We start from the raw sequence: 22,584 nt of genomic DNA, 5'->3' as shown, positions 1-22,584 counted from the left end.
CACCTAAAATGCCCGGTTCCCCGTCAGCCACTCCCGAAAGCGCCCTCCCCGATGTCCGCCCCGCGCAAGCTCTTCGTCACCACCGCCCTGCCGTATGCCAACGGCAAGTTCCACATCGGCCACATGATGGAGTACATCCAGGCCGACATCTGGGTGCGGAACCAGCGAATGAACGGCGCCGAGGTCAACTTCGTGTGCGCCGACGACGCCCACGGCGCGGCCATCACCATCGCGGCCGACAAGGCCGGCGTGACGCCGCAGGCCTTCGTGGCCGAGATCGCCGCGGGCCGCAAGCCGTATCTCGACGGCTACTACATCTCCTTCGACAACTGGCACTCGACCGACGCACCAGAAAACCACCAGCTCGCGCAGGACATCTACCGCGACCTGCGCGCCAACGGCCTGATCAGCACCAAGAGCGTCGAGCAGTTCTACGACCCCGAAAAGGGCATGTTCCTGGCCGACCGCTTCATCAAGGGCGAGTGCCCCAACTGCCACTCGAAGGACCAGTACGGCGACAACTGCGAGGTGTGCGGCGCGGTGTATGCCCCCACCGAGCTGATCAACCCCTACTCGGCCCTCTCGGGCGCCAAGCCCGAGCTGCGCAGCTCCGAGCATTTCTTCTTCAAGCTCTCCGACCCGCGCTGCGAGGCCTACCTGAAGGAATGGACGGCAGCCGCCGGCCACGTGCAGCCCGAGGTGCAGAACAAGATCCGCGAATGGCTCTACAAGGACGATGAGGGCAAGGGCGGCCTCGGCGACTGGGACATCAGCCGCGACGCACCCTACTTCGGCATCGAGATCCCCGATGCGCCGGGCAAGTACTTCTACGTGTGGCTCGACGCGCCCGTGGGCTACCTGGCCTCGCTGAAGAACCTGCTGGACAAGCGCTGCATCGAACTCGGCGGCGACGGCATCTCGTACACCGAGTACATGGCCGACCCCGAGCTGGAGCAGGTGCACTTCATCGGCAAGGACATCATCACCTTCCACACGCTGTTCTGGCCCGCGATGCTGCACTTCAGCGGCCGCAAGGCGCCCGACGCCGTGTACGTGCACGGCCACCTCACGGTGAGCGGCGAGAAGATGAGCAAGAGCCGCGGCACCGGCATCGACCCGCTCAAGTATCTGTCGATCGGGCTCGACCCCGAGTGGCTGCGCTACTACATCGCCGCCAAACTCAACGGCCGCAACGAGGACATCGACTTCAACCCCGAGGACTTCGTCGCGCGCGTCAACAGCGACCTCGTGGGCAAGTACATCAACATCGCCAGCCGCGCGGCAGGCTTCATCGGCAAGCGCTTCGGCGGCAAGCTGGGCGAGGTGTCGGCCGATGGCGACGCGCTGCTGTTCACGCTGCGCGACGCGGCGGCGCAGCTGCATTCGCTCTACGACGGCCGCGACTACGCCCGCGCGCTGCGCGAGGTGATGGCGCTGGCCGACAAGGTCAACGAGTACGTCGACCAGAACAAGCCCTGGGAGCTGGCCAAGAAGGAAGGCGCCGAGGCACGCCTGCATGACGTGTGCACCGTGTGCATCGAGGCATTCCGCCTGCTCACGCTGTACCTGAAGCCGGTGCTGCCGGCGCTGGCGCTGAACGTCGAGGCCTTCCTGAAGATCCAGCCGCTGGCCTGGGCCGACGCTGCGCAGCCGCTGCCCGTGGGCCACGCCATCGGCGAGTACAAGCACCTGATGCAGCGCGCCGACCCCAAGCTGGTCGACAAGCTCTTCGACGCGCCCGAACCCGCCGCTGCTGCAGCCCCCGCCGCGGCACAGGAGACGACGGAGCTGCCGGGCGGCGAGGCCATCGCGCCCACCATCACCATCGACGACTTCGCGAAGATCGACCTGCGCATCGCGAAGATCGTGGCCTGCGAGAAGGTCGAGGGCTCCAGCAAACTTCTTCGCCTGACGCTCGACACGGGCGAAGGCAAGACCCGCAACGTGTTCAGCGGCATCGCCTCGGCCTACCAGCCCGAGCAGCTGGTGGGCAAGCTCACCGTGCTGGTCGCCAACCTCGCGCCGCGCAAGATGAAGTTCGGCGTGAGCGAGGGCATGGTGCTGGCCGCCAGCCATGGCGACGAGAAGGCCCACCCCGGCATCCACGTGCTCGAACCCTGGCCGGGCGCGACGCCGGGCATGCGGGTCCGCTGACCGGCTTCATCGAAGAAAGGGAACCGCCATGACCGCACTGCTGCGCCGCCTCCTTCTGCTTGCGTCGCTTTCGGCAGTGCTGGGCGGCTGCGCCGTGGTGACGGTGGCGGGCACGGCGGTGAGCGTGGGCGCCAGCGCGGTCGGACTGGCGGCCGACGCGGCCATCGGCACCGCGCGCATCACGGGCAAGGCCGTGGGCGCTGCGGCGGATGCGGTGATTCCCGACAGCCAGTAAACGGGCCTCGAAGGCTCAGTCCGCCAGCCCCAGCCGGGCCACATGCGGCGGCGTGTGCAGCGCCTTCTCTTTCCGCACGAACGCCGACCTGAGCCCCGCATGCGGCTCGCGCGCGTCGAAGAAGTTGCGGCGCATGTGGGTCAGTTCCTCGTCGCGATAGCGCTGCAGCGGCTTCACCGATTCGTCCTGCTCGCGCATCGCCTTCTTCCGCGCGATGCGATCGGCCAGCTCCGGCGATGCGGCGAGTTCCGCTGCCAGCCGGGCCACTTCGGCCCCCAGTTCCTCGGGCGCGGCCTGCAACACGCGTTCCGCCATGCCGAGTTCGACGGCGCGCTTCGCGCTCACCGGCAGGGCCGACTGCGTGAGCCGCAGCGCCTCGCTCTCGCCCACGCGGCGCGGAAGGATGTAGGTCCAGTATTCCGAGCCGTGCAGCCCCATCAGCTTGTAGTGCGGGTTGAGCACGGCGCCGTCGCGGCACCACACCTCGTCGGCCGCCAGCGCAAGCATCACGCCGCCGGCCGCCGCGTTGCCGCCGAGCGCCGACACGGTGAGCCGGTCGGTCGTGCCCAGCACCGCCTCGACGAGGTCGTTCATCGCGTGGATGTTGGCCCACGACTCTTCGGCCGGATCTTCGGCCGCCTCGATCACGTTGAGATGGATCCCGTTGGAGAAGAAATCGCGCACGCCGCCCAGCATCAGCACCGAGGTCGGCCGGGTGCAGGCGAAGCGGTAGGCCTCCAGCAGCCGGCGGCACTGCGCGGTGCTCATCGCGCCGCCCGGAAAGCTGAAGTTCAGCACGCCGACATCGCCCTGCTCGCTGTATCGGATGTCCGAGAAGGTGCAGCGCCCGGCCGGCAGTTGCAGTGGCGCCGGCACCTCGGGCACTTCGAAGGGCAGCAGATCGCCCAGCGCCTCGACGGCCGGCAGCTTGTAGCTGGGCAGGCGCGAGCCGGGCTCGCGCCAGGGGCGCAGTTGCGCAATCCACACCGCGCCGTCGACGGTGGCGCGGCAGATGGCGCCGGCGCGGGTGGCGATCAGCTCGCCGGGGCGGCTGCCGCGCAGCTCGTCCTCGGGGTGGCCGCCGTGCAGGTACCAGCGCGCGCCCAGCAGCTCGTCGAGCACGCCGGGCTGCGAATCGGCCGCGCGTAGCTTGCGCAGCACTGCTTCGGTCGGGTCACGAGTCCAGTCGATGCGCCGCTCCTCCTGCTTCATGAAGGGCCGCCAGCCGGCGGCGAGCGCCTCGGGCTCCTGCTTCTGCGGCTTGTGCCTGCCGGAGGCGAAACGCTCGACGGCGAGCAGCACCGCGTCGAGCGCCGCGTCGGCCACCTCGCCGCGGTACAGATCGCTCTTGCCGGCCAGCGGCGGCAGCTTCAGCGGCGACCAGGCCCAGACATCGCCCGCGTCCATTTCGGCCACGGCCTCGAGCACGGTGACGCCCCAGCTCTCGGCGGCACCCTGCAGCGTCCAGTCGAGCGACGAGGGGCCGCGGTCGCCGGGCGGGCCAGGATGCACGATCAGGCAGGTGTGGGCGCTCCAGATGTCCTCGGGAATCGCGGTGGTCAGCATCGGCGCCACGACGAGCTGCGGCGCATGCACCCGCACCGCCTCGCGCAGTGCATCGTCATTGCCGAGGGCCAGCGCCACGCCGACGGTGTGGCCACGGTCCTGGAGTTCGGCGAGAACCCGTTGCGTCAGGCTGTTGAACGCGCTCGCGACAAGCAGGATGTGCATCGGACGGCCCCGGTAATGTCAGCAACCAAATGTCAATGAATGTCAAAAATGTATCTGCAACCCTCGCTCCGGATAAGTTGACTGAAAGTTCGCATGGCGGCCTCGCCGCTGTTCTCATTCGACGTAGGAAAGCGGCAGCGCGGTGGTGAACTTGATTTCCTCCATCGCGAAGCTGGAGCTCACGTCCGACAGGTCGGTGTCGGCAGTCAGGCGCTTGTAGACCTTGTCGTAGGCAGCGATGTCGGGCACGACCACCCGCAGCAGGTAGTCGATGTCGCCGCTCATCCGGTAGAACTCGACGACCTCGGGAATCACGTCGACCACCGCCTTGAAGTGCTCGAACCAGGCCTGCGAGTGCGTGCGGGTGCGCACGGCGACGAACACGGTGACGCCCACGTTCACCTTCTGCGGATCGACCAGCGTCACGCTGCGGGTGATGACGCCGGCCTCCTTCAGGCGCTGGATGCGCCGCCAGCAGGGCGTTTGCGACAGGCCGACCTTCGCGGCCAGTTCGGCGACCTGCAACTCGGCGTTCTGCTGCAGCAGTTCGAGGATCTTGCGATCCATGGAATCAATTTTTATCTTCTTCATATTTTTTAGAACTGTATTCTCAAATACTGAAGAAATGGAGCCTGGAACGCAAGCCTTTTCCTGGCGCGGCTTTGCAGAATCCTGTCCATGGAAATCTATCTGGACGCCAACGCCACCACCCCCGTTCTTGCGCAGGCCCGCGCCGCGGCACTCGCCGCCATGGCCGGCGATTTCGGGAACCCCAGCAGCATCCACACCACCGGCCTGAAGGCCCGGGCGCTGATGGACGCCGTGCGCGCCCGCGGCCGCCGGGTGATCGGCGCGCCCTCGGGGCAGCTGCTGTTCCTCAGCGGCGCGACCGAAGGCATCCAGACCGCCGTGCTCTCGGCCCTGAGCGCGCTGCGCGCCCGGCGCCAGGCCGGCGATACCGCCGCCGAGCTGCTGCTCTACGGCGCGACCGAGCACAAGGCCGTGCCCGAGGCGCTCAGGCACTGGAACGCCCTGCTGGGCCTGAACCTGGAGGTGCAGGCCATTCCCGTGGGCCGCGACGGCCGCTACGACCTCGGCTGGCTGCGCGCCCATGCGCCGCGCGCCGGCATGGTCTGCACGATGGCGGCCAACAACGAGACCGGTGTGGTGAGCGACCTCGACGGCATCGCCGCCGCGCTCGCAAGCAGCCCGGCGCTGTGGATGGTCGACAGCGTGCAGGCCCTCGGCAAGCTGCCGTTGTGGCTGGGCGAGCGGCCCATCGACTACGCGCCCTTCTCCGGCCACAAGCTCTATGCGCCCAAGGGCATCGGCATGCTGTACGTGCGCCAGGGCGCGCCCTTCACGCCGCTGATGGCCGGCGGCGGCCAGGAAGACTCGCTGCGCTCCGGCACCGAGAACATGTCGGGCATCGCGGCGCTGGGCGCCGTGCTGGAGGCGCTGGAAGAAGGAACCACCTTCCAGGACCACGGCACGCTCACCGCCTACCGCGACCGCCTCGCCGCCGCGCTGCGCGATGCCTTCCCGGGCCTGGTGTTCAACGCGCCGCCCGAGCTGTCCCTGCCGACCACGCTGAACTTCTCGGTGCCCGGCCTGAGCTCCAAGCTGCTGCTGGACCTGTTCGACGCCGCCGACATGCGCGTCAGCGGCGGCTCCGCCTGCGGCGCATCGAAGGCCCGGCCCAGCTACGTGCTGGAAGCGATGGGGCTGCCCGCGTGGCGCACCGCATCGGCGGTACGGCTGTCCTTCGGACCGGCCGCCGACGACGCCTTCATCGACGAGGCCTGTGCCCGCATCGCCTCGTGCGGCGAATCGCTGCGCGACAGCTGCCTGAGCACCACGCCACAGAGCCATGCGCTGCCGCCCGAGCGGCTGACCCGCTTCGTGGTGGACGGCGCCTGCTGCTACCTGCTGGCCGACGCCGCCAGCCGCCGCTGCGTGGTCATCGACCCGCTGCCCGAACTGACCGGCCAGCTCACGCAATGGCTGGGCTGCCACGGCTACACGCTGGCCGCCGTGCTCGACACGCACAGCCACGGCGACCACGCCTCCTCGGGCCCCGAACTGCTCGCCGCCGTGCCCGAATCGCAGCGCGAAGCCGGCCCCGTGGATGCGCTCGGATGGCCGCAAGGCGCGCAGCAGATCGAACTCGGCACGCAGCGGCTCACGCGGCTGGCGCTGCCCGGCCACACCGCCGACTCCACCGCCTACCTGCTGCACGACACCGGCGGCCTGCGCCTGGCCTTCGTCGGCGACACCGTGATGCCCGGCGCGCTGGGCCGCAGCGACTTCGCGCAGAGCGAGCCGCTGGCCTACGGCCCCTCGCTGCTCAAGTTGCAGCAAGCGCTGCAGCCCGGCACCCTGATGCTGCCGGGCCACGACTACGACGACCGCTTCGCGGCCACGCTGGATACCGAATGCGCCGCCCAGCCGCTGCTGAAGCAGGTTCTTTCCGGCGCCCTCGACGCGGCCGGCTTCGCGAGCGCCAAGGAAGCGCTGGAGCGCGGCCTCGCGCTCACCGAGTACCGGACCATGGCCTGCGGCGCCCGCGTCGACACCTGCACCGCCGGCCCGGCCTTCGACCTCAAGCCCGAGGCGCTGGCAGCCCTGCAGCAGGCGCACCCCGGCCTCGTGCTGGTCGACGTGCGCGAGCCCTACGAGCAGCGTGTCGGCCACGCGCCCGTGCTCGACGCGGCGACCCGACTGCAGGCCGTGCCGCTGTCGAGGCTGCCCAACGCCCTGCCCGACTGGCTGGCGCTGCCCGAACAGACGCCGGTGGTGTTCTTCTGCCGCAGCGGCAACCGCAGCGCGCAGGCCGCCAAGGCGCTGCGCCGGCTGGGCCATGCGCAGGCATGGAGCCTGGCCGGAGGGCTCGCGCTGTGGCCGCGAGAATCGTCCGCCGAAGCGCTGCATGCGCAGGCCGTCTGACTTTCGAAGGCTTCAGTGAATCTCCGCCGCAACTTTCTCCTCACTGCTTGCGCACTCAGCGCACTGCCCGCACTGCCGGCTGCCTTCGCCCAGCGCCGTTCCGATTCCGTCGAAGGGCGCTTCGGCAAGCTCGACGGGATGCGCTTCGAGCAACTGCCCTTCCAGGACGCGATCAAGGTCGTGCACGGCGACGGCAAGCGGCAGATTGCGGTGTTCTCCGACCCGAACTGCGGCCACTGCAAGCGTGTCGACAAGGACCTGAAGGCCCTCGGCAACGTCACGGTGCACGTGTTTCTCTATCCGGTGCTGGGCGAGGACTCGTCGGCCAAGGCCCGCAATCTCTGGTGCAGCAGCAAGGACAGGGCCGCAGCGTGGGAAGCCTGGATCGAGAAAGGCACCGAGCCCGCCGCAATCGCCGGCGGTTGCGATGCATCGGCGCTGCAGCGCAATGCCGCGCTCGGGCGCAGGCTCGGCATCCGGGGCACGCCCGCGCTGGTCTTCGGCGACGGCACCTTCGTGCCGGGCGCGATTCCGGTGCGCTGGATCGAGCAGCTGCTGCCAGCAGCAGCAGCCGGACCGCGCTGACCGGACCGGCATTCGAACGACGGCGGGCCGGGCCACAATGAGCGGCCCATGCAATCCCCGCTGAACCTCACCCGCTTCCGCCCCCGCCTGCTGGACGCACTCACGGGCTACGACCGCGAGCGCTTCTTCAAGGACCTGGGCGCGGGCGCCACGGTGGGCATCGTCGCGCTGCCGCTGGCCATGGCCTTCGCCATTGCCTCGGGGCTCAAGCCGGAAGCGGGCATCTGGACGGCGATCATCGCGGGCTTTTTGATCTCGCTGCTGGGCGGCTCGGCGGTGCAGATCGGCGGGCCGGCGGGCGCGTTCATCGTGATCGTCTACGGCATCGTCGAGCGCTACGGCGTCGCCAATCTGCTGATTTCCACCGCCTGCGCGGGCGTGCTGCTGTTCGTGGCGGGGCTGTTCGGGCTGGGGCGGCTGGTGCGCTTCGTGCCGCTGTCGATCGTGGTGGGCTTCACCAACGGCATCGCGGTACTGATCCTGCTGTCGCAGCTCAAGGACCTGCTCGGGCTCACGGTGGAGAAGATGCCGGCCGACGTGTTCTCGCAACTGCACGCGATGGCGCTGCGGATCGGCACCTTCAACCCGCACGCCTTCGCGCTGGGCATCGCCTGCGTGGGCGGGCTGCTGCTGTGGCCGCTGCTGCTGCGCGGCGACTCGAGGATCGGCAACGCCGTGCTGCGCCTGGCGGGCCCGGTGGCGCGCATGCGCGTCGTGCAGGTGGGCGCGCGCATGCCGGGGCCGATCGTGGCGCTGGTCACGCTCACGCTGGTGTCGTGGGGCTTCGGGCTGCCGGTGGAAACCATCGGCACGCGCTTCGGCGGCGTTCCCGAGGGCGTACCGGCCTTCGCCCTGCCCGATTTCTCGTGGGAGACGGTGAAGCAGCTCGTGACGCCGACGCTGACCATCGCGCTGCTGGGCGCCATCGAGTCGCTGCTGTGCGCGCGCGTTTCCGACCAGATCAGCGGCCAGCCGCGCCACGACCCCAACCAGGAGCTGATGGCGCAGGGCATCGCGAACGTGGTCACGCCCTTCTTCGGCGGCATGCCGGCCACCGGCACCATCGCGCGCACGGTCACCAACATCCGCTCGGGCGCGAGCTCGCCGGTCGCGGGCGTGGTGCATGCGCTCACGCTGCTGCTGGTGGTGCTGCTGGCCGCGCCGCTGGCGCGCCACGTGCCGCTCGCGGTGCTGGCGGGCATCCTGGTGTTCGTGGGCCTGAACATGGGGGAATGGCGCGAGTTCACGCCCGCGCAGCTGCGGCACTTCAGCCGCCACTACCGGCTGCTGATGCTGGGCACCTTCTTCCTCACGGTGGTGTTCGACCTGACGGTGGCGGTGCAGGTGGGCATCGTGCTGGCCTGCGCGCTCTTCATCCGGCGCATGAACGGACTGTTCAGCGTCGAACTGGTCACGCTGCAGCCGCCAGTGCTCACCTACAGCCTCTACGGCGCGCTGTTCTTCGGCGCGGCGGCCAAGCTCGACGAGGCGGTGAATGCCGCCGAGCGCGCGCCGCGCGGCATGACGGTGGTGCTGGACGCCACGCACCTGATCTACATCGACGCCACCGGTGTCGATGCGCTGCGGCAGCTGCACCGGGCGGTGCTGGCGCGCGACGGATTGTTGCGCATCGAATCGCTGCAGCCGCAACCGCTCGAGGTGCTGGTGCGTTCGGGCTTTGCCGAGGAATTGACGACGGGCCAGCCCGGCGCGTCGCACGGCGCATAGCCGCCATGGAGACTACGGCGCCTCGGTGCCCCGGTCGGGCGAGGAGCCGCTGCGCACCACGCGCTGGTCGTCGTTGAGGGTGGCGGTGAAGACCATGGACGAATTCGGCGGCTGCACCCAGCGCCATTCCCACTCGGTCTCGCGCTTGAGGGCATAGGGCGTGACCTTGGCGGGCTTGCCCAGCATCTTGCGCAGGTCTTCCATCATCATCCCGGGCTGCACCTTGGCGAAGTTCTCGGGCGTGAGCACCTGGCGCAGGGCGCTCATCTTGCCGTCGGTGCCGATGGTGATCATGTAGTTCTTCTGGCCCGCGGGCTGGCGGTTGTATTCGAACACGCGGGCGCCCCCGGGGGCGTCCCAGATGTTCTCCGGCTGGCCGAAGCGGGCCCGCACGTCGGCCTCGGTGGACACGCCTTCCTCCAGCTCGCTGATGTTCTTCGAGTCGCATGCGGCGAGCCCGATCGCCGCCGCCAGACACCCGATTGCCATGCCGATCCGCCACCCTTGAAGTTGCTTCATGCCGTCCCCGGTAAAATTCGCGCCAACAAAGGTCCAGTCTATGTCCATCTTCCGCCGCCCCCACTACACCTCCGAGATCACGAACTTCATCGAGGAAATGAAGGAAAAGAAGCCCACGCTGGAAGCCGAGCAGCGCGCTGGCCGCGCCCTCCTCTGGGACAAGCACCTCGACCGCAGCCTGCTCGAGGAGTACAGCGAAGCCCGCGTGCCGATGCAGCCCTACGTCTACCAGACCCAGGCCAAGTAATTCAGTGATGCCGATCTGGCAGCACACGCCCGTCCGCATTGCGCTGGCAGCTATTGAAACGATAGCAACAGCCCGATGAAGAGCGACGAGGACAACGGCACGCTGGTGGTCGACATGCCCGAGGTGGTCGATCAGGTCGCGCTCGCGAGGCTCTATGGAGAGCCGCTCTTCGCGATGCCGAAGGACCTGTACATCCCGCCCGAGGCGCTGCAGGTGTTCCTGGAAGCCTTCGAAGGCCCGCTGGACCTGCTGCTCTACCTGATCCGCAAGCAGAACTTCAACATCCTCGACATCCCGATGGCGGGGCTCACGCGGCAGTACCTGAGCTACGTCGACGAGATCCGCCAGACGAACCTCGAGCTCGCAGCCGAATATCTGCTGATGGCAGCGATGCTGATCGAGATCAAGTCGCGCATGCTGCTGCCGCCCAAGAAGGTGGCCGACGGCGAAGAGGCCGAAGACCCGCGCGCCGAGCTCGTGCGCCGCCTGCTCGAGTACGAGCAGACCAAGCTGCAGGCCGCCGCCATCAGCGCCATGCCGCAGTACGGCCGCGACTTCTGGAAGGCGCAGGTCTACATCGAGCAGTCGCTGAAGCCGCGCTTTCCCGACGTGGACGTGATCGAACTGCGCGATGCATGGGCCGACATCATGAAGCGCGCCAAGCTCGTGCAGCACCACAAGATCTCGCGCGAGGAACTCAACGTGCGCGAGCACATGAGCATCGTGCTGCGCCACCTGCAGGGCCAGCGCTTCGTCGAATTCGAGAAGCTCTTCGACGTGTCGCGCGGCGTGCCGGTGCTGATCGTCACCTTCATCGCAATGCTGGAGCTTGCGAAGGAGACGCTGATCGAGATCACGCAGGCCGAAGCCTTCGCCCCCATCTACGTCAGATTGGCTTATTCGCCAGCCTGACCCAACCGGTCCCCATACCCAGTGACTTCCGTCGTGCGCGACTTCGACGTCCTCATCGTCGGCAGCGGCCTGGCCGGCCTCTCGGCCGCGCTGCACCTGGCGCCCACGCACCGCGTGGCCGTGCTGACCAAGCGCGCGCTGAACGACGGCTCCAGCGCCTGGGCGCAGGGCGGCATCGCGGCCGTGCTGGCGGCGGGCGACAGCTTCGATGCGCACGTCGAAGACACCCTGGTGGCCGGCGCCGGCCTGTGCGACCCCGAGGCGACGCGCTTCGTGGTCGAGCATGCGCCCGAGGCCATCGGCTGGCTGCGCGAGCTGGGCGTGCCCTTCTCGGAAGAGTCCGAGGAAGCCGGCGGCGGCCTGCACCTGACGCGCGAAGGCGGCCACAGCCAGCGCCGCATCGTGCACGTGACCGACGCCACCGGCGCGGCGGTGCAGCAGGTGCTGATCGAACGCGTGCGCCGCACGCCGAACATCGCGCTGTTCGAGAACCACACGCTGGTCGACCTCATCACCGGTCCGAAGATCGGGCTCGACGACCCCGCCTGCCTGGGCCTGTACGCGCTCGACGGTGAAACCGACGAGGTGCTGGCCTTCCGCGCGCCGCACACCATCCTGGCCACCGGCGGCGCGGGCAAGGTGTACCTGTACACCACCAACCCCGACACGGCCACCGGCGACGGCATCGCCGCCGCGTGGCGCGCGGGCGCCCGGGTGTCGAACATGGAGTTCATCCAGTTCCACCCGACCTGCCTGTACCACCCGCACGCGAAGTCGTTCCTGATCAGCGAGGCGGTGCGCGGCGAAGGCGGGCTGCTGAAGCTGCCTGAATCGGCAGGAGGCACGCGATTCATGCCGAAGCACGACGCGCGCGCCGAACTCGCTCCGCGCGACGTGGTGGCCCGCGCCATCGACTTCGAGATGAAGAAGCATGGCCTGGACTGCGTGTACCTCGACATCTCGCACCAGCCGGCCTCGTTCCTCAAGGAACACTTCCCCAACATCCTGGCGCGCTGCCTGGAGCTGGGCATCGACATCACGCGCGAGCCCATCCCGGTGGTGCCGGCCGCGCACTACACCTGCGGCGGCGTGCTCAGCGACCTGAGCGGCCGCACCGACATCCCGGGCCTCTACGCCATCGGCGAGACCGCCTGCACCGGCCTGCACGGCGCCAACCGGCTGGCCAGCAACTCGCTGGTCGAGTGCATGGTGTTCGCGCGCGCGGCGGCTGGCGCCATCGCCTCGGCACCGGTGCGCGAGCGCGCCGAACTGCCCGCCTGGGACGACAGCCGCGTCATCGACGCCGACGAGACCGTGGTCATCTCCCACAACTGGGACGAGCTGCGCCGCTTCATGTGGGACTACGTCGGCATCGTGCGCACCAACAAGCGCCTGGAGCGCGCGAGCCACCGCATCGCGCTGCTGCAGGCCGAGATCCAGGAGTTCTATGCGAACTTCCACGTCACGCGCGACCTGCTCGAACTGCGCAACCTGGTGCAGGTGGCCGAGCTGATCGTTCGTTCCGCGCAGGCCCGCCACGAGAGCCGTGGCCTGCATTTCAGCCGCGACTATCCTTCGCTCGCCGAGCCCACCGCACCCACGGTGCTGGTGCCGCCGGACGGCCGATAGCCCTACCCGCTTCGTTTTCTTCACTCAAGGATGCCCGGCCACCGACGCCCGCAGGGAGAAACCCAACCATGTCGAACACCACGCCCCCGATCACCGACACGCCGCCCGCTTCGCCCTACGGCACGCTGCCGCCGGCCTCCCCGCCTGCCTCGCGCAAGCCCGTGAGCCTGCCGCGCCTGGCCGACATGCACGCGCGCGGAGAAAAGATCGCGATGCTCACCGCCTACGACGCCACCTTCGCCGCCATGGCCGACGCGGCCGGGGTCGACTGCCTGCTGGTCGGCGACTCGCTCGGCATGGTCTGCCAGGGCCTGAACAGCACGGTGGGCGTGAGCCTGGACACCATGCGCTATCACACCGACAGCGTCTCGCGCGGCCTGCGCCGCGTGCAAGGCACGGCCTGGCTGATCGCCGACCTGCCCTTCGGCAGCTACCAGGAATCGCGCGAGCAGGCGCTGCGCAGCGCCACCGTGCTGATGCAGGCCGGCGCACACATGGTCAAGCTCGAAGGCGGCGGCTGGACCACCGACACGGTGCGCTTCCTGGTCGAGCGCGGCATTCCGGTGTGCGCCCACCTTGGCCTCACGCCGCAGACGGTGCATGCGCTCGGCGGCTATCGCGTGCAGGGCAAGGGCGACACCGCCGGCGCGCTGCTGAAGCAGCAGGCCCACGAACTGCAGGACGCGGGCGCCGCGATGCTGGTGCTGGAGATGGTGCCCGCCGCGCTGGCCGCCGGGCTCACCGGCGAGCTGAAGCACTGCGCCACCATCGGCATCGGCGCCGGCAAGGCCACCGCCGGACAGGTGCTGGTGCTGCACGACATGCTGGGCATCAACCTCGGGAAGATGCCGAAGTTCGTGCGCAACTTCATGGCCGACGCGCCGGGCGTGCTGCCCGCGCTCAAGGCCTACGTTCAGGCCGTCAAGGACGGCAGCTTCCCCGACGACCGACTCCACGCCTGGTAAGGAAGGAAACCCTCATGCACATCGCACACACCATCGACGACCTGCGCAGCCGTCTGGCCGCCTACGAGCGCCCCGCCTTCGTCCCCACCATGGGCAACCTGCACGACGGCCACCTGGCCCTGGTGAAGCAGGCCAAGCCGCTGGGCGACGTGACCGTGGCCAGCATCTTCGTGAACCGCCTGCAGTTCCTGCCCCACGAAGATTTCGACACCTACCCGCGCACCTGGGACAGCGACTGCGACAAGCTGCGCTCGGCCGGCTGCGACGTGCTGTTCGCGCCCGACGAGAAGGCGCTCTACCCAGAGCCACAGACCTGCAAGGTGCACCCCGACCCGGTGCTGGCCGACATCCTCGAAGGCCACTTCCGCCCCGGCTTCTTCGTCGGCGTGTGCACGGTGGTGATGAAGCTCTTCCAGTGCGTGCAGCCGCGCGTGGCGGTGTTCGGCAAGAAGGACTACCAGCAGCTGATGATGATCCGCCACATGGTCCGGCAGTTCGCGCTGCCGATCGAGATCGTTGGCGGCGAGACCTTCCGCGCCGCCGATGGCCTCGCGCTCTCGTCGCGCAACGGCTACCTCAGCGAAAGCGAGCGCGCCGAGGCGGTGCAGCTGTCGAAGGCGCTGAGGGCGATGGCCGAAGCAGTGCGCTCGGGCGAACGCGACCTGGCGGCCATTGAGACGCGTGCCATGCAAACGCTGGCCGAACGTGGCTGGCAGCCCGACTACCTGGTGCTGCGCCGCCGCGCGGACCTGCAGGCGCCCACGGCCGGCGACCCGCTGGTGGCGCTGGCCGCCGCGCGGCTGGGTACCACGCGGCTGATCGACAACCTCGAAATCGACATGCCGGCCCCATGACCTACAGCGTCAAGGAAATCTTCTACACGCTGCAGGGCGAAGGCGGCCAGGCCGGCATGCCGGCCGTGTTCTGCCGCTTCGCGGGCTGCAACCTCTGGACGGGCCGCGAAGAAGACCGCGCCTCGGCCATCTGCCGTTTCTGCGACACCGATTTCGTAGGCACCGACGGCACGCTGGGCGGCAAGTTCAAGACCGCCGATCTGCTGGCCGACACCATCGCCGCGCAATGGCCCGCCGCCGATGCCGACCACCGGCTGGTGGTGCTGACCGGCGGCGAACCGCTGCTGCAGGTCGATGCCGCGCTGGTCGACGCGCTGCACGCGCGACGCTTCCGCATCGCGGTGGAGAGCAACGGCACGGTCGAGGCGCCCGAGGGCATCGACTGGCTGTGCATCAGCCCCAAGGCCGGCGCGCCGTGGATTCAACGGCGCGGGCAGGAGCTGAAGCTGGTGTGGCCCCAGGCCGGGTTCGACCTCGACGCCATGGCGCGCACCGGCGAGTTCAACCACCGCTTCCTGCAGCCCATGGACGGGCCCGACCAGCTCGCGAACACCGAGCTGTGCATTGCCGAGTGCATGAAGCAGCCCGTGTGGCGCCTCAGCGTGCAGACCCACAAGATGACCGGCATCCGCTGAGGCGGCCGCCCCGACCGCCCCCGCCACTTTTCCCCCTGAGTTCTTGTTTTGACGATGCGATTCACCATCAGCCAACGCTTCTTCTTCGATGCCGCCCATACGCTCAAGCGCGAGATCGAGGCCGAAGGCAGCCGCCGTATCCATGGCCACACCTATCACGCGGAGGTGTGGCTTTCGGGCGAGCGCGATCCTGTGACCGGCATGGTGATCGACCTGGGCTTGCTGCGCCGCCGGCTCGAGGAAGTGCGCGAGCAGCTCGACCACCACCTGCTGGACGACGTGCCGGGGCTGCATCCGCCGACGCTGGAGAACCTGTGCGTGTTCATCGCGGATGCGCTGCCGGACCTGCGGCCGTCGCTGGCGCGTGTGCGGGTGTGGCGCGAGGCGCTAGGCGATTCCTGCACGGTGGAGTTCTAGGGTCTTGCTCCCTCTCCCCTCGGGGAGAGGGTTGGGGTGAGGGTGAGCGGCATCAACGGCCGCGCGATGTTGTAAGGCCCTCCCCCTCACCCTAGCCCTCTCCCGCAAGCGGGAGAGGGGACAACACCTCAGGCGGCGCCGATGCCTGCTACCAGGCTGCCAGGCGCCTGCCCGTTCTTCAGCCCGGCCGTGAACGCCAGCATCCGGTCGATAGGCACCCGCGCCCGGCGCCCCAGCGCCGGATCGACATGGATCTCGCCCGCGCCCGTCTCCAGCGCGTTCGCCAGCTCCACCAGCCCGTTCATCGCCATCCAGGGGCAATGCGCGCAGCTCTTGCAGGTGCCGCCGTTGCCGGCCGTGGGCGCCTCGATGAAGACCTTGCCGGGGTTCAGCGTGCGCAGCTTGTGCAGCATGCCGGTGTCGGTGGCGACGATGAACTCGTTGGCGTCCATGCGCTGCGCCGCGTTCAGGATGGCCGAGGTGGAACCCACCGCGTCCGCCAGCGCGATCACGTCAGACGGAGATTCGGGGTGCACCAGCACCTTGGCCTTCGGGTGCTCCTTCATGAGCAGTTCGAGTTCCAGTGCCTTGAACTCATCGTGCACGATGCAGGCGCCGTTCCAGCTGACCATGTCGGCGCCGGTCTGGCGCTGGATGTAGTCGCCCAGGTGGCGGTCGGGGCCCCAGAGAATTTTTTGCCCCGCCGCGTTCAGCGCGTTCACCACGTCGAGCGCGCAGCTGGACGTGACCAGCCAGTCGGCGCGCGCCTTCACGGCGGCACTGGTGTTGGCGTAGACGACCACGGTGCGGTCGGGATGCTGGTCGCAGAAGGCGCTGAACTGCTCGACCGGGCAGCCCAGGTCGAGCGAGCAGTTCGCGTCGAGGTCGGGCATCAGCACGCGCTTCTCGGGCGACAGGATCTTGGAGGTCTCGCCCATGAAGCGCACGCCCGACACCACCAGCGTCTGCGCGGCGTGGTCGCGGCCGAAGCGCGCCATTTCGAGCGAGTCGCTCACGATGCCGCCGGTTTCCTCGGCAAGGTCCTGCAGGTCGGGGTGCACGTAGAAGTGCGACACCATCACCGCATTGCGCTCGCGCAGCAGGCGGCGGATGCGCTCCTTCAACGCGATGCGCTCGTCGGGCGAAGGCTCGGCCGGCACTCGGGCCCAGGCATGGCGCGTGTCGCAGACGGCGCCGGCCTTTGCGGCGGGCTGCTCGTAGTCGACGTCGATGACCGGAGACGACATGGGCGGATCAGCCTTCCTGGAAACGCATCGAGTAGTCGATGGCTTTGACATCCTTGGTCAATGCGCCGACCGAAATACGGTCTACACCGGTTTCGGCCAGTGCGCGCAGACCGTCCAGTGTGACGCCGCCGGATATCTCCAGCACGGCCTTGCGGTCTTCGCCGGCTTCGTCGTTGATGCGCACGGCCTCGCGCAGCGTGGGCAGGTCCATGTTGTCGAGCAGCACCATGCGCGCGCCTGCTTCCAGCGCTTCGCGCAGCTGCGTCAGCGTTTCGACCTCGACTTCGACGAAGGCGGCTTGCGAGGCAACCGGCGCCACCGCGCGCAGGGCCGCGGCCACGCCACCGGCTGCGGCGATATGGTTTTCCTTGATGAGCACCGCGTCGTACAGGCCGATGCGGTGGTTCAGGCCACCGCCGGTGCGCACCGCGTACTTCTGCGCGAGGCGCAGGCCCGGAATGGTCTTGCGGGTGTCGACGATGCGGGCGCGCGTGCCGCGCACGGCGTCGGCGTAGAGGGCGGTCTTGGTGGCGACCGCGCTCAGCAACTGCAGGAAGTTGAGCGAGGTGCGCTCGGCCGTCAGCAGCGCGCGGGCGGCGCCTTCGATTTCGAGCACGGTCTGGTCGGCCGCGCAGCGTTCGCCTTCGGCACACAGCCAATGGATGCGCACTTGCGGATCGAGCTGCCGCAGCGTGGCTTCGACCCAGGGCGCGCCGCAGACCACCGCCTCCTCGCGCGCCAGCACGCGGGCGCGGGCGCTGCGGGCGGGGTCGACCAGCGATGCGGTGAGGTCGCCGTCGGCGACGTCTTCCTGCAATGCACGGGTGGCATCTGACAGGGCCAGCGCGGCCACGGCCGACGCTGAAAAATCAAAGCGAAGGCTCATGGCTCTCTTTGTCTCTGCGTTTTTCTCAGGGGGATTGACGAGGGGAAGCGGCGGCCCCCGACTGGGGCTGCTGCACCGATTCCGGCACCGGCTCGCGGCCGACGAGGGCCGCCACGGCGTCTTGCGGGCTCATGCGGCCGTCGAGCAGCGCGACCACGCCTTCGGCGATGGGCATCTCGATGCCCAGGCCGCGCGCGCGCTGCACCACCGTGCGGGCGCAGTACACGCCCTCGGCCACGTGGCCCAGCGAATCGACGGCCTGCGCCAGCGTGCGGCCTTGCGCGAGCAGCAAGCCGACCTTGCGGTTGCGCGACAGGTCGCCGGTGGACGTGAGCACCAGGTCGCCCAGGCCCGAAAGGCCCATGAAGGTCTCGGCGCGAGCGCCCAGCGCAAGGCCGAAGCGCGTCATTTCGGCGAGGCCGCGGGTGATGAGCGCGGCACGGGCGTTGAGCCCGAGCGCGAGGCCGTCGCACAGGCCGGTGGCGATGGCCAGCACGTTCTTGACCGCGCCGCCCACCTCCACGCCCACGATGTCCTCGTTGGCGTAGACGCGCAGCGCCGGGCCGTGGAAGGCGTCGACCAGCATGTCGCGCACGGCGGCGTGCGGGCTGGCGGCCACCAGCGCGGTCGGCCGCCCTTCGGCGACTTCCTGCGCGAAGCTGGGGCCGCTGAGCACGCCCGCTCTCAATTCAGGAGCAACCTGAGCCCAGATTTCATGGGCCAGCAGGCCGAAGGATGCGGGAGAAGAGGCATCGAGCGCGGGTTCGACGCCCTTGCACAGCCAGGCCACCGCGGCGCTGGTGCCGCGCAGCGCGACGAGCTGTTCGCGCAGGGCGGCCATGGGGGTGGCCACGATGACGAGGTCGGCGCCGGCCTGCGCCTGGGCGATGTCGCCGGCGCGCACGGTCAGCGAGGCCGGCAGGGCCAGCCCGGGCAGGTAGCGGGAATTTTCTCGCGCGGCCGACATGGCGTCGGCCTGGGCGGCGTCGCGCGCCCAGAGCGTGACTTCGTGACGGGCCGCCGCGTTGACGGCGACCGCCGTGCCCCAGGCGCCGGCGCCATGAACGCAGATCTTCATCGGCGTCGGTGGCTGCTGCGGCTGTACGGCTTCAAGCCGCGATTACTGCGCCAGCGAGGGCGCAGCCTGTCCGGCGGCCTGGGCCTGCTGCTGCTCGTACATGGCCTGGAAGTTGATTTCGGCCAGGTGCACGGGCGGGAAGCCGCCGCGCTGAATCACGTCGGCCACGTTGCCGCGCAGGTAGGGGTAGACGATCTGCGGGCAGGCGATGCCCAGGATGGCGCCCATCTGCTCTTCCGGCAGGTGGCGGATCTCGAAGATGCCGGCCTGCTTGGCCTCGACCAGGAACACGGTCTTGTCGCCGATCTTGGTCTGCACGGTGGCGGCCACGGTGATCTCGAAGATGCCTTCAGCCACGGGCTGGGCGTCCACGCCGAGCTGGATGTCGACGGTGGGCTGTTCCTGCTCCAGCAGGATCGCGGGCGAATTGGGCTGCTCGAGCGACAGGTCCTTGAGGTAGACGCGCTGGATCTGGAACACGGGATCTTGGGCTTGCTGGTCGGCCATGGCTGAACTTTCGAGGATCAAAACAATGCCCGCTGGGGAGGGGGGTCCCGCAGCGGGCTGCAGATGAGTGAACTGGCGATTATGGCCCCGCCGAAAGACGGCTCCGGGGCAGGACCGGTTTCAGGCGCCCTGCAGCAGCGGAACCAGGCCGCCGCGGCTGTCGAGCGCCATCAGGTCGTCGCAGCCGCCCACGTGGGTGTCGCCGATGAAGATCTGCGGCACCGTGCGGCGCTGGGTGATCTCCATCATGGTGTTGCGGGCCTGGGGGTCGGTGTCGATGCGGATCTCCTCGATCTGCTCGACGCCCTTGGACTTCAGGATCTGCTTCGCGCGTATGCAGTAAGGGCAAACGGCGGTGGTGTACATCTTGACTGCTTGCATACGCTCTACCTTGGGAGGCCTCAGGCTTTTTCAACCGGCAGGTTAGCGTCTTTCCACGCCTTCAGCCCACCGGACACCGCTTGGGCCTGCTCGTAGCCCAGCTTCTTGGCCACGGCCACGGCGCGCTGGGCGCGGGCGCCGGTGGCGCACACCAGCAGCAGCGGCACGGTCTTGTTCTTGACCGCGCCGGTGAGCTTTTCCTCGAGCTGGTTCAGGGGAACGTTCTTGGCACCGATCATGTGGCCGGTGGCGAATTCTTCGGGTTCGCGCACGTCGACCAGCACCGCGCGCTCGCGGTTGATGAGCTGCACGGCGCCCTGGGCCGTGAGTGTTCCGCCGCCCGCCCCCCGCACCAGCGGCCAGGCCAGCATGGCGCCCGAGCTGAGCGCGATCAGGATCAGCATCCAGTTCGCGGTGACGAATTCGATCAATTTCACGGGGGTTCCTTGAATGGCAAACCGGGGATTTTAGAATGCGAGGTTTCGCAAGCGCAGCCAAAGGCCTCCCACATGCACAAACTGGTATTGATCCGTCACGGTGAATCGACCTGGAATCTCGAAAACCGCTTCACCGGATGGACCGACGTCGACCTGACCGAAACCGGCGTCGAACAGGCCAAGCAAGCCGGCCGGCTGCTCAAGGCCGAGGGCTACGACTTCGACGTCGCCTACACGAGCGTGCTCAAGCGCGCCACCCGCACCCTGTGGCACACGCTCGACGAACTCGACCGCACCTGGCTGCCCGTGGTGCATTCCTGGCGCCTGAACGAGCGCCACTACGGCGGCCTGCAGGGCCTGAACAAGGCCGAAACCGCCAAGAAGTACGGCGACGAGCAGGTGCTGGTCTGGCGCCGCAGCTACGGCACCCCGCCCCCGCCGCTGGAAGCCGACGACCCGCGCAGCGAGCGCGGCGACGTGCGCTACGCCAAGCTCTCGCCCGAGCAGATCCCGCTGACCGAGTGCCTGAAGGACACGGTGGCGCGCGTGCTGCCCTTCTGGAACGAATCGATGGCGCCGGCCATCCGCACCGGCCGCCGGCTGGTGGTGGCGGCCCACGGCAACTCGATCCGCGCGCTGGTGAAATACCTGGACGGCATCTCCGACGACGCCATCGTCGGGCTGAACATCCCGAACGGCATTCCGCTGGTCTACGAACTCGACGACGACCTCAAGCCCCTGCGCCACTACTACCTGGGCGACGCCGCGGCCGCCGAAAAGGCCGCCGCCGCCGTGGCGTCGCAGGGCAAGGGCTGAAACAGGCCCCGGAAAGACGGCTCTGTAAAGCCCCCGTCCGGCACTCCACCCGTGGAACCCCGGCAAACAATTTGCTTCCAAGCTGTGTATATTGGACTGACAGCCGCCGACAAGGACAACCACTCATGATGGGCCAGAAACTCAAGATCACCGGCTGGGTCGCCGCCGGCGCCGTTGCAGGCGTCCTGACCACCGTCTCGCTGCAGACAGTCGCACGCGGTTCGCTTGCGCCCCTGCCTCTCGAGGAATTGCAGCAGCTCGCCGCCGTCTTCGGAATGGTCAAGAGCGACTACGTGGAGCCGGTCGACGAGAAGAAGCTGATCTCCGACGCCATCTCCGGCATGGTCGCCGGGCTCGACCCCCACTCCCAGTACTTCGACAAGAAGTCCTTCAAGGAATTCAGGGAAGGCACCACCGGGCGCTTCGTCGGCGTGGGCATCGAGATTTCCCAGGAAGACGGCCTCATCAAGGTCGTCTCGCCCATCGAGGGCTCCCCCGCCTTCCGCGCGGGCCTCAAGCCCAATGACCTGATCACCAAGATCGACGACACGGCAGTGCGCGGCCTGTCGCTGAACGAGGCGGTCAAGCGCATGCGCGGCGAAGCCAACACCAAGGTGCTGCTGACCATCTTCCGCAAGGACGAGAGCCGCACCTTCCCCGTGACGATCACGCGCGAGGAAATCCGCACGCAGTCCGTCCGCGGCAAGATGATGGAGCCCGGCTACGGCTGGATCCGCCTGTCGCAATTCCAGGAACGCACCGTCGACGACTTCGTCAAGAAGATCGACGAGCTGTACAAGGAAGACCCGAACCTCAAGGGCCTGGTGCTCGACCTGCGCAACGACCCGGGCGGCCTGCTCGACGCGGCCGTGGCGGTGTCGTCGGCCTTCCTGCCGGAGAACGTCACGGTGGTCACCACCGACGGCCAGCTGGCCGAGAGCAAGTCGGTCTACAAGGCGGCGCCGGAGTTCTACCAGCGCCGTTCGGGCAGCGACCCGCTGCGCAGCCTGCCGGCCGCGCTCAAGACCGTGCCGCTGGTGGTGCTGGTGAACGAAGGCTCTGCCTCCGCCAGCGAAATCGTGGCCGGCGCGCTGCAGGACCACAAGCGCGCCACCATCATGGGCAGCCAGACCTTCGGCAAGGGCTCAGTGCAGACGGTTCGCCCGCTCGGCCCCGACACCGGCCTGAAGATCACCACCGCGCGCTACTACACGCCCAGCGGCACCTCGATCCAGGCCAAGGGCATCGTGCCCAACGTGCTGGTCGACGAAAGCGCCGAGGGCAGCCCCTTCGCCGCCCTGCGCATGCGCGAGGCCGACCTCGAGAAGCACCTGGCCAGCGGCCAGGGCCCCGAAGTGAAGGACCCGGAACGCGAAAAGGCCCGCGACGAAGCCCGCAAGCGCCTCGAGGAAGAAGCCAAGAAGCCGCCGCAGGACCGCAAGGTGCCCGAGTTCGGCACCGACAAGGACTTCCCGCTCGTGCAGGCGCTCAACCGCCTGAAGGGCCAGCCGGTGCTCGTGAGCAAGACGCAGGTCATCGTCGACAACAAGGAAGAGAAGAAAGAGAACTGAGCCGGACAAGTCGGTTCTTTTCAGGAATACCGCGGAACCGGCTTTGCCGGGCCGCCGGTATTGCCCCCGGTAGGGGGTGGGCGGCCACACGAAGTGGGCAAGCC

General features: G+C 68.6%; 23 protein-coding genes. 14 read left to right on the top strand and 9 right to left on the bottom strand.

Going from position 1 to position 22,584, the window contains the following annotated elements; translation table 11 throughout:
- Positions 1-51: 51 nt before the first annotated feature.
- On the top strand, positions 52-2,154 hold the full coding sequence (gene metG, locus AC1VNX_RS08420) for a methionine--tRNA ligase (protein ID WP_483156282.1): 2,103 nt from the start codon (positions 52-54) through the stop codon (positions 2,152-2,154).
- A gap of 28 nt (positions 2,155-2,182) precedes the next feature.
- Entirely contained in the window at positions 2,183-2,389 is a 207-nt protein-coding gene (locus tag AC1VNX_RS08415; RefSeq protein WP_483156281.1) for a hypothetical protein, read from the top strand.
- A gap of 15 nt (positions 2,390-2,404) precedes the next feature.
- Here the strand turns inward: AC1VNX_RS08415 and AC1VNX_RS08410 are convergent, their stop codons facing one another.
- Both AC1VNX_RS08410 and AC1VNX_RS08405 read right to left on the bottom strand, forming a co-directional pair.
- Positions 2,405-4,120 (bottom strand): enoyl-CoA hydratase-related protein, encoded by a 1,716-nt coding sequence (locus tag AC1VNX_RS08410; protein WP_483156280.1) that lies wholly within the window; start codon positions 4,118-4,120, stop codon positions 2,405-2,407.
- A 114-nt stretch (positions 4,121-4,234) separates the two neighbouring features.
- Entirely contained in the window at positions 4,235-4,696 is a 462-nt protein-coding gene (locus tag AC1VNX_RS08405; RefSeq protein ID WP_483161909.1) for an Lrp/AsnC family transcriptional regulator, read from the bottom strand.
- Positions 4,697-4,798: 102 nt separating this feature from the next.
- Here AC1VNX_RS08405 and AC1VNX_RS08400 point away from each other — a divergent pair, with 102 nt between their 5' ends.
- From AC1VNX_RS08400 to AC1VNX_RS08390, 3 genes are read left to right on the top strand one after another with little or no spacing between them, the layout of a single operon-like run.
- On the top strand, positions 4,799-7,066 hold the full coding sequence (locus tag AC1VNX_RS08400) for an aminotransferase class V-fold PLP-dependent enzyme (RefSeq protein ID WP_483156279.1): 2,268 nt from the start codon (positions 4,799-4,801) through the stop codon (positions 7,064-7,066).
- 15 nt (positions 7,067-7,081) lie between these two features.
- Positions 7,082-7,651 (top strand): DsbC family protein, encoded by a 570-nt coding sequence (locus tag AC1VNX_RS08395; RefSeq protein WP_483156278.1) that lies wholly within the window; start codon positions 7,082-7,084, stop codon positions 7,649-7,651.
- 48 nt (positions 7,652-7,699) lie between these two features.
- Complete coding sequence (locus AC1VNX_RS08390) at positions 7,700-9,379, top strand: SulP family inorganic anion transporter (protein ID WP_483156277.1); 1,680 nt, start codon at positions 7,700-7,702, stop codon at positions 9,377-9,379.
- 12 nt (positions 9,380-9,391) lie between these two features.
- Here the strand turns inward: AC1VNX_RS08390 and AC1VNX_RS08385 are convergent, their stop codons facing one another.
- On the bottom strand, positions 9,392-9,868 hold the full coding sequence (locus tag AC1VNX_RS08385) for an outer membrane protein assembly factor BamE (protein ID WP_432727250.1): 477 nt from the start codon (positions 9,866-9,868) through the stop codon (positions 9,392-9,394).
- Between the two features lie 70 nt (positions 9,869-9,938).
- Between AC1VNX_RS08385 and AC1VNX_RS08380 the strand changes: the two genes are divergently transcribed.
- From AC1VNX_RS08380 to AC1VNX_RS08350, 7 genes are all read left to right on the top strand, one after another.
- Positions 9,939-10,145 carry a DUF3460 family protein gene (locus AC1VNX_RS08380; protein WP_093058036.1) on the top strand — a complete coding sequence of 69 codons (207 nt, stop codon included), beginning with the start codon at positions 9,939-9,941 and terminating at the stop codon, positions 10,143-10,145.
- Between the two features lie 75 nt (positions 10,146-10,220).
- Positions 10,221-11,057: a segregation and condensation protein A gene (locus tag AC1VNX_RS08375; protein WP_483156276.1), complete on the top strand. Its 837-nt coding sequence runs from the start codon at positions 10,221-10,223 to the stop codon at positions 11,055-11,057.
- A 33-nt stretch (positions 11,058-11,090) separates the two neighbouring features.
- Positions 11,091-12,686, top strand: coding sequence for an L-aspartate oxidase (gene nadB, locus AC1VNX_RS08370; protein ID WP_483161907.1), 1,596 nt, complete (start codon positions 11,091-11,093; stop codon positions 12,684-12,686).
- A gap of 68 nt (positions 12,687-12,754) precedes the next feature.
- Positions 12,755-13,651 (top strand): 3-methyl-2-oxobutanoate hydroxymethyltransferase, encoded by an 897-nt coding sequence (panB, locus tag AC1VNX_RS08365; protein ID WP_483156275.1) that lies wholly within the window; start codon positions 12,755-12,757, stop codon positions 13,649-13,651.
- Between the two features lie 14 nt (positions 13,652-13,665).
- Positions 13,666-14,505, top strand: coding sequence for a pantoate--beta-alanine ligase (panC, locus tag AC1VNX_RS08360; protein WP_483156274.1), 840 nt, complete (start codon positions 13,666-13,668; stop codon positions 14,503-14,505).
- Entirely contained in the window at positions 14,502-15,140 is a 639-nt protein-coding gene (queE, locus tag AC1VNX_RS08355; RefSeq protein WP_483156273.1) for a 7-carboxy-7-deazaguanine synthase, read from the top strand. Before panC ends, queE begins: the two co-directional genes overlap by 4 nt.
- 54 nt (positions 15,141-15,194) lie before the next feature.
- Entirely contained in the window at positions 15,195-15,557 is a 363-nt protein-coding gene (locus AC1VNX_RS08350) for a 6-carboxytetrahydropterin synthase (RefSeq protein ID WP_483156272.1), read from the top strand.
- A gap of 128 nt (positions 15,558-15,685) precedes the next feature.
- On the opposite strand, the gene nadA is transcribed toward AC1VNX_RS08350, so the two are convergent.
- The 6 genes from nadA to AC1VNX_RS08320 form a co-directional block, all read right to left on the bottom strand.
- On the bottom strand, positions 15,686-16,804 hold the full coding sequence (nadA, locus tag AC1VNX_RS08345; RefSeq protein ID WP_483156271.1) for a quinolinate synthase NadA: 1,119 nt from the start codon (positions 16,802-16,804) through the stop codon (positions 15,686-15,688).
- Between the two features lie 7 nt (positions 16,805-16,811).
- Positions 16,812-17,690: a carboxylating nicotinate-nucleotide diphosphorylase gene (nadC, locus tag AC1VNX_RS08340; protein ID WP_483156270.1), complete on the bottom strand. Its 879-nt coding sequence runs from the start codon at positions 17,688-17,690 to the stop codon at positions 16,812-16,814.
- A gap of 25 nt (positions 17,691-17,715) precedes the next feature.
- Entirely contained in the window at positions 17,716-18,768 is a 1,053-nt protein-coding gene (locus AC1VNX_RS08335) for an NAD(P)H-dependent glycerol-3-phosphate dehydrogenase (protein ID WP_483156269.1), read from the bottom strand.
- Between the two features lie 42 nt (positions 18,769-18,810).
- Entirely contained in the window at positions 18,811-19,275 is a 465-nt protein-coding gene (secB, locus tag AC1VNX_RS08330; RefSeq protein ID WP_093198195.1) for a protein-export chaperone SecB, read from the bottom strand.
- 120 nt (positions 19,276-19,395) lie between these two features.
- Positions 19,396-19,656, bottom strand: a complete 261-nt coding sequence (gene grxC / locus AC1VNX_RS08325; protein ID WP_126024726.1) for a glutaredoxin 3 — start codon at positions 19,654-19,656, stop codon at positions 19,396-19,398.
- A gap of 20 nt (positions 19,657-19,676) precedes the next feature.
- Positions 19,677-20,060, bottom strand: a complete 384-nt coding sequence (locus AC1VNX_RS08320) for a rhodanese-like domain-containing protein (protein ID WP_483161906.1) — start codon at positions 20,058-20,060, stop codon at positions 19,677-19,679.
- A gap of 105 nt (positions 20,061-20,165) precedes the next feature.
- On the opposite strand from AC1VNX_RS08320, the gene gpmA reads away from it, so the two are divergent.
- Positions 20,166-20,909, top strand: coding sequence for a 2,3-diphosphoglycerate-dependent phosphoglycerate mutase (gene gpmA / locus AC1VNX_RS08315; protein WP_301510335.1), 744 nt, complete (start codon positions 20,166-20,168; stop codon positions 20,907-20,909).
- Positions 20,910-21,037: 128 nt separating this feature from the next.
- Complete coding sequence (locus AC1VNX_RS08310; RefSeq protein ID WP_125947399.1) at positions 21,038-22,480, top strand: S41 family peptidase; 1,443 nt, start codon at positions 21,038-21,040, stop codon at positions 22,478-22,480.
- Positions 22,481-22,584: the final 104 nt, after the last annotated feature.

Source organism: Variovorax sp. TLI9-5A, from assembly GCF_056867935.1.
Note: the sequence above shows the minus strand (reverse complement) of the source record. Positions and strands in the feature narration are given on the sequence as shown.

What these genes read in the sequence shown, in the direction of transcription:
- metG (WP_483156282.1), top strand. Translation starts at nt 52, where the DNA reads ATGTCCGCCCCGCGCAAGCTCTTCGTCACCACCGCCCTGCCGTATGCC.
- AC1VNX_RS08415 (WP_483156281.1), top strand. Translation starts at nt 2,183, where the DNA reads ATGACCGCACTGCTGCGCCGCCTCCTTCTGCTTGCGTCGCTTTCGGCA.
- AC1VNX_RS08410 (WP_483156280.1), bottom strand. Translation starts at nt 4,120, where the DNA reads ATGCACATCCTGCTTGTCGCGAGCGCGTTCAACAGCCTGACGCAACGG.
- AC1VNX_RS08400 (WP_483156279.1), top strand. Translation starts at nt 4,799, where the DNA reads ATGGAAATCTATCTGGACGCCAACGCCACCACCCCCGTTCTTGCGCAG.
- AC1VNX_RS08390 (WP_483156277.1), top strand. Translation starts at nt 7,700, where the DNA reads ATGCAATCCCCGCTGAACCTCACCCGCTTCCGCCCCCGCCTGCTGGAC.
- AC1VNX_RS08385 (WP_432727250.1), bottom strand. Translation starts at nt 9,868, where the DNA reads ATGGCAATCGGGTGTCTGGCGGCGGCGATCGGGCTCGCCGCATGCGAC.
- AC1VNX_RS08380 (WP_093058036.1), top strand. Translation starts at nt 9,939, where the DNA reads ATGTCCATCTTCCGCCGCCCCCACTACACCTCCGAGATCACGAACTTC.
- AC1VNX_RS08375 (WP_483156276.1), top strand. Translation starts at nt 10,221, where the DNA reads ATGAAGAGCGACGAGGACAACGGCACGCTGGTGGTCGACATGCCCGAG.
- panB (WP_483156275.1), top strand. Translation starts at nt 12,755, where the DNA reads ATGTCGAACACCACGCCCCCGATCACCGACACGCCGCCCGCTTCGCCC.
- panC (WP_483156274.1), top strand. Translation starts at nt 13,666, where the DNA reads ATGCACATCGCACACACCATCGACGACCTGCGCAGCCGTCTGGCCGCC.
- queE (WP_483156273.1), top strand. Translation starts at nt 14,502, where the DNA reads ATGACCTACAGCGTCAAGGAAATCTTCTACACGCTGCAGGGCGAAGGC.
- AC1VNX_RS08350 (WP_483156272.1), top strand. Translation starts at nt 15,195, where the DNA reads ATGCGATTCACCATCAGCCAACGCTTCTTCTTCGATGCCGCCCATACG.
- nadA (WP_483156271.1), bottom strand. Translation starts at nt 16,804, where the DNA reads ATGTCGTCTCCGGTCATCGACGTCGACTACGAGCAGCCCGCCGCAAAG.
- nadC (WP_483156270.1), bottom strand. Translation starts at nt 17,690, where the DNA reads ATGAGCCTTCGCTTTGATTTTTCAGCGTCGGCCGTGGCCGCGCTGGCC.
- AC1VNX_RS08335 (WP_483156269.1), bottom strand. Translation starts at nt 18,768, where the DNA reads ATGAAGATCTGCGTTCATGGCGCCGGCGCCTGGGGCACGGCGGTCGCC.
- secB (WP_093198195.1), bottom strand. Translation starts at nt 19,275, where the DNA reads ATGGCCGACCAGCAAGCCCAAGATCCCGTGTTCCAGATCCAGCGCGTC.
- grxC (WP_126024726.1), bottom strand. Translation starts at nt 19,656, where the DNA reads ATGCAAGCAGTCAAGATGTACACCACCGCCGTTTGCCCTTACTGCATA.
- AC1VNX_RS08320 (WP_483161906.1), bottom strand. Translation starts at nt 20,060, where the DNA reads ATGCTGATCCTGATCGCGCTCAGCTCGGGCGCCATGCTGGCCTGGCCG.
- gpmA (WP_301510335.1), top strand. Translation starts at nt 20,166, where the DNA reads ATGCACAAACTGGTATTGATCCGTCACGGTGAATCGACCTGGAATCTC.
- AC1VNX_RS08310 (WP_125947399.1), top strand. Translation starts at nt 21,038, where the DNA reads ATGGGCCAGAAACTCAAGATCACCGGCTGGGTCGCCGCCGGCGCCGTT.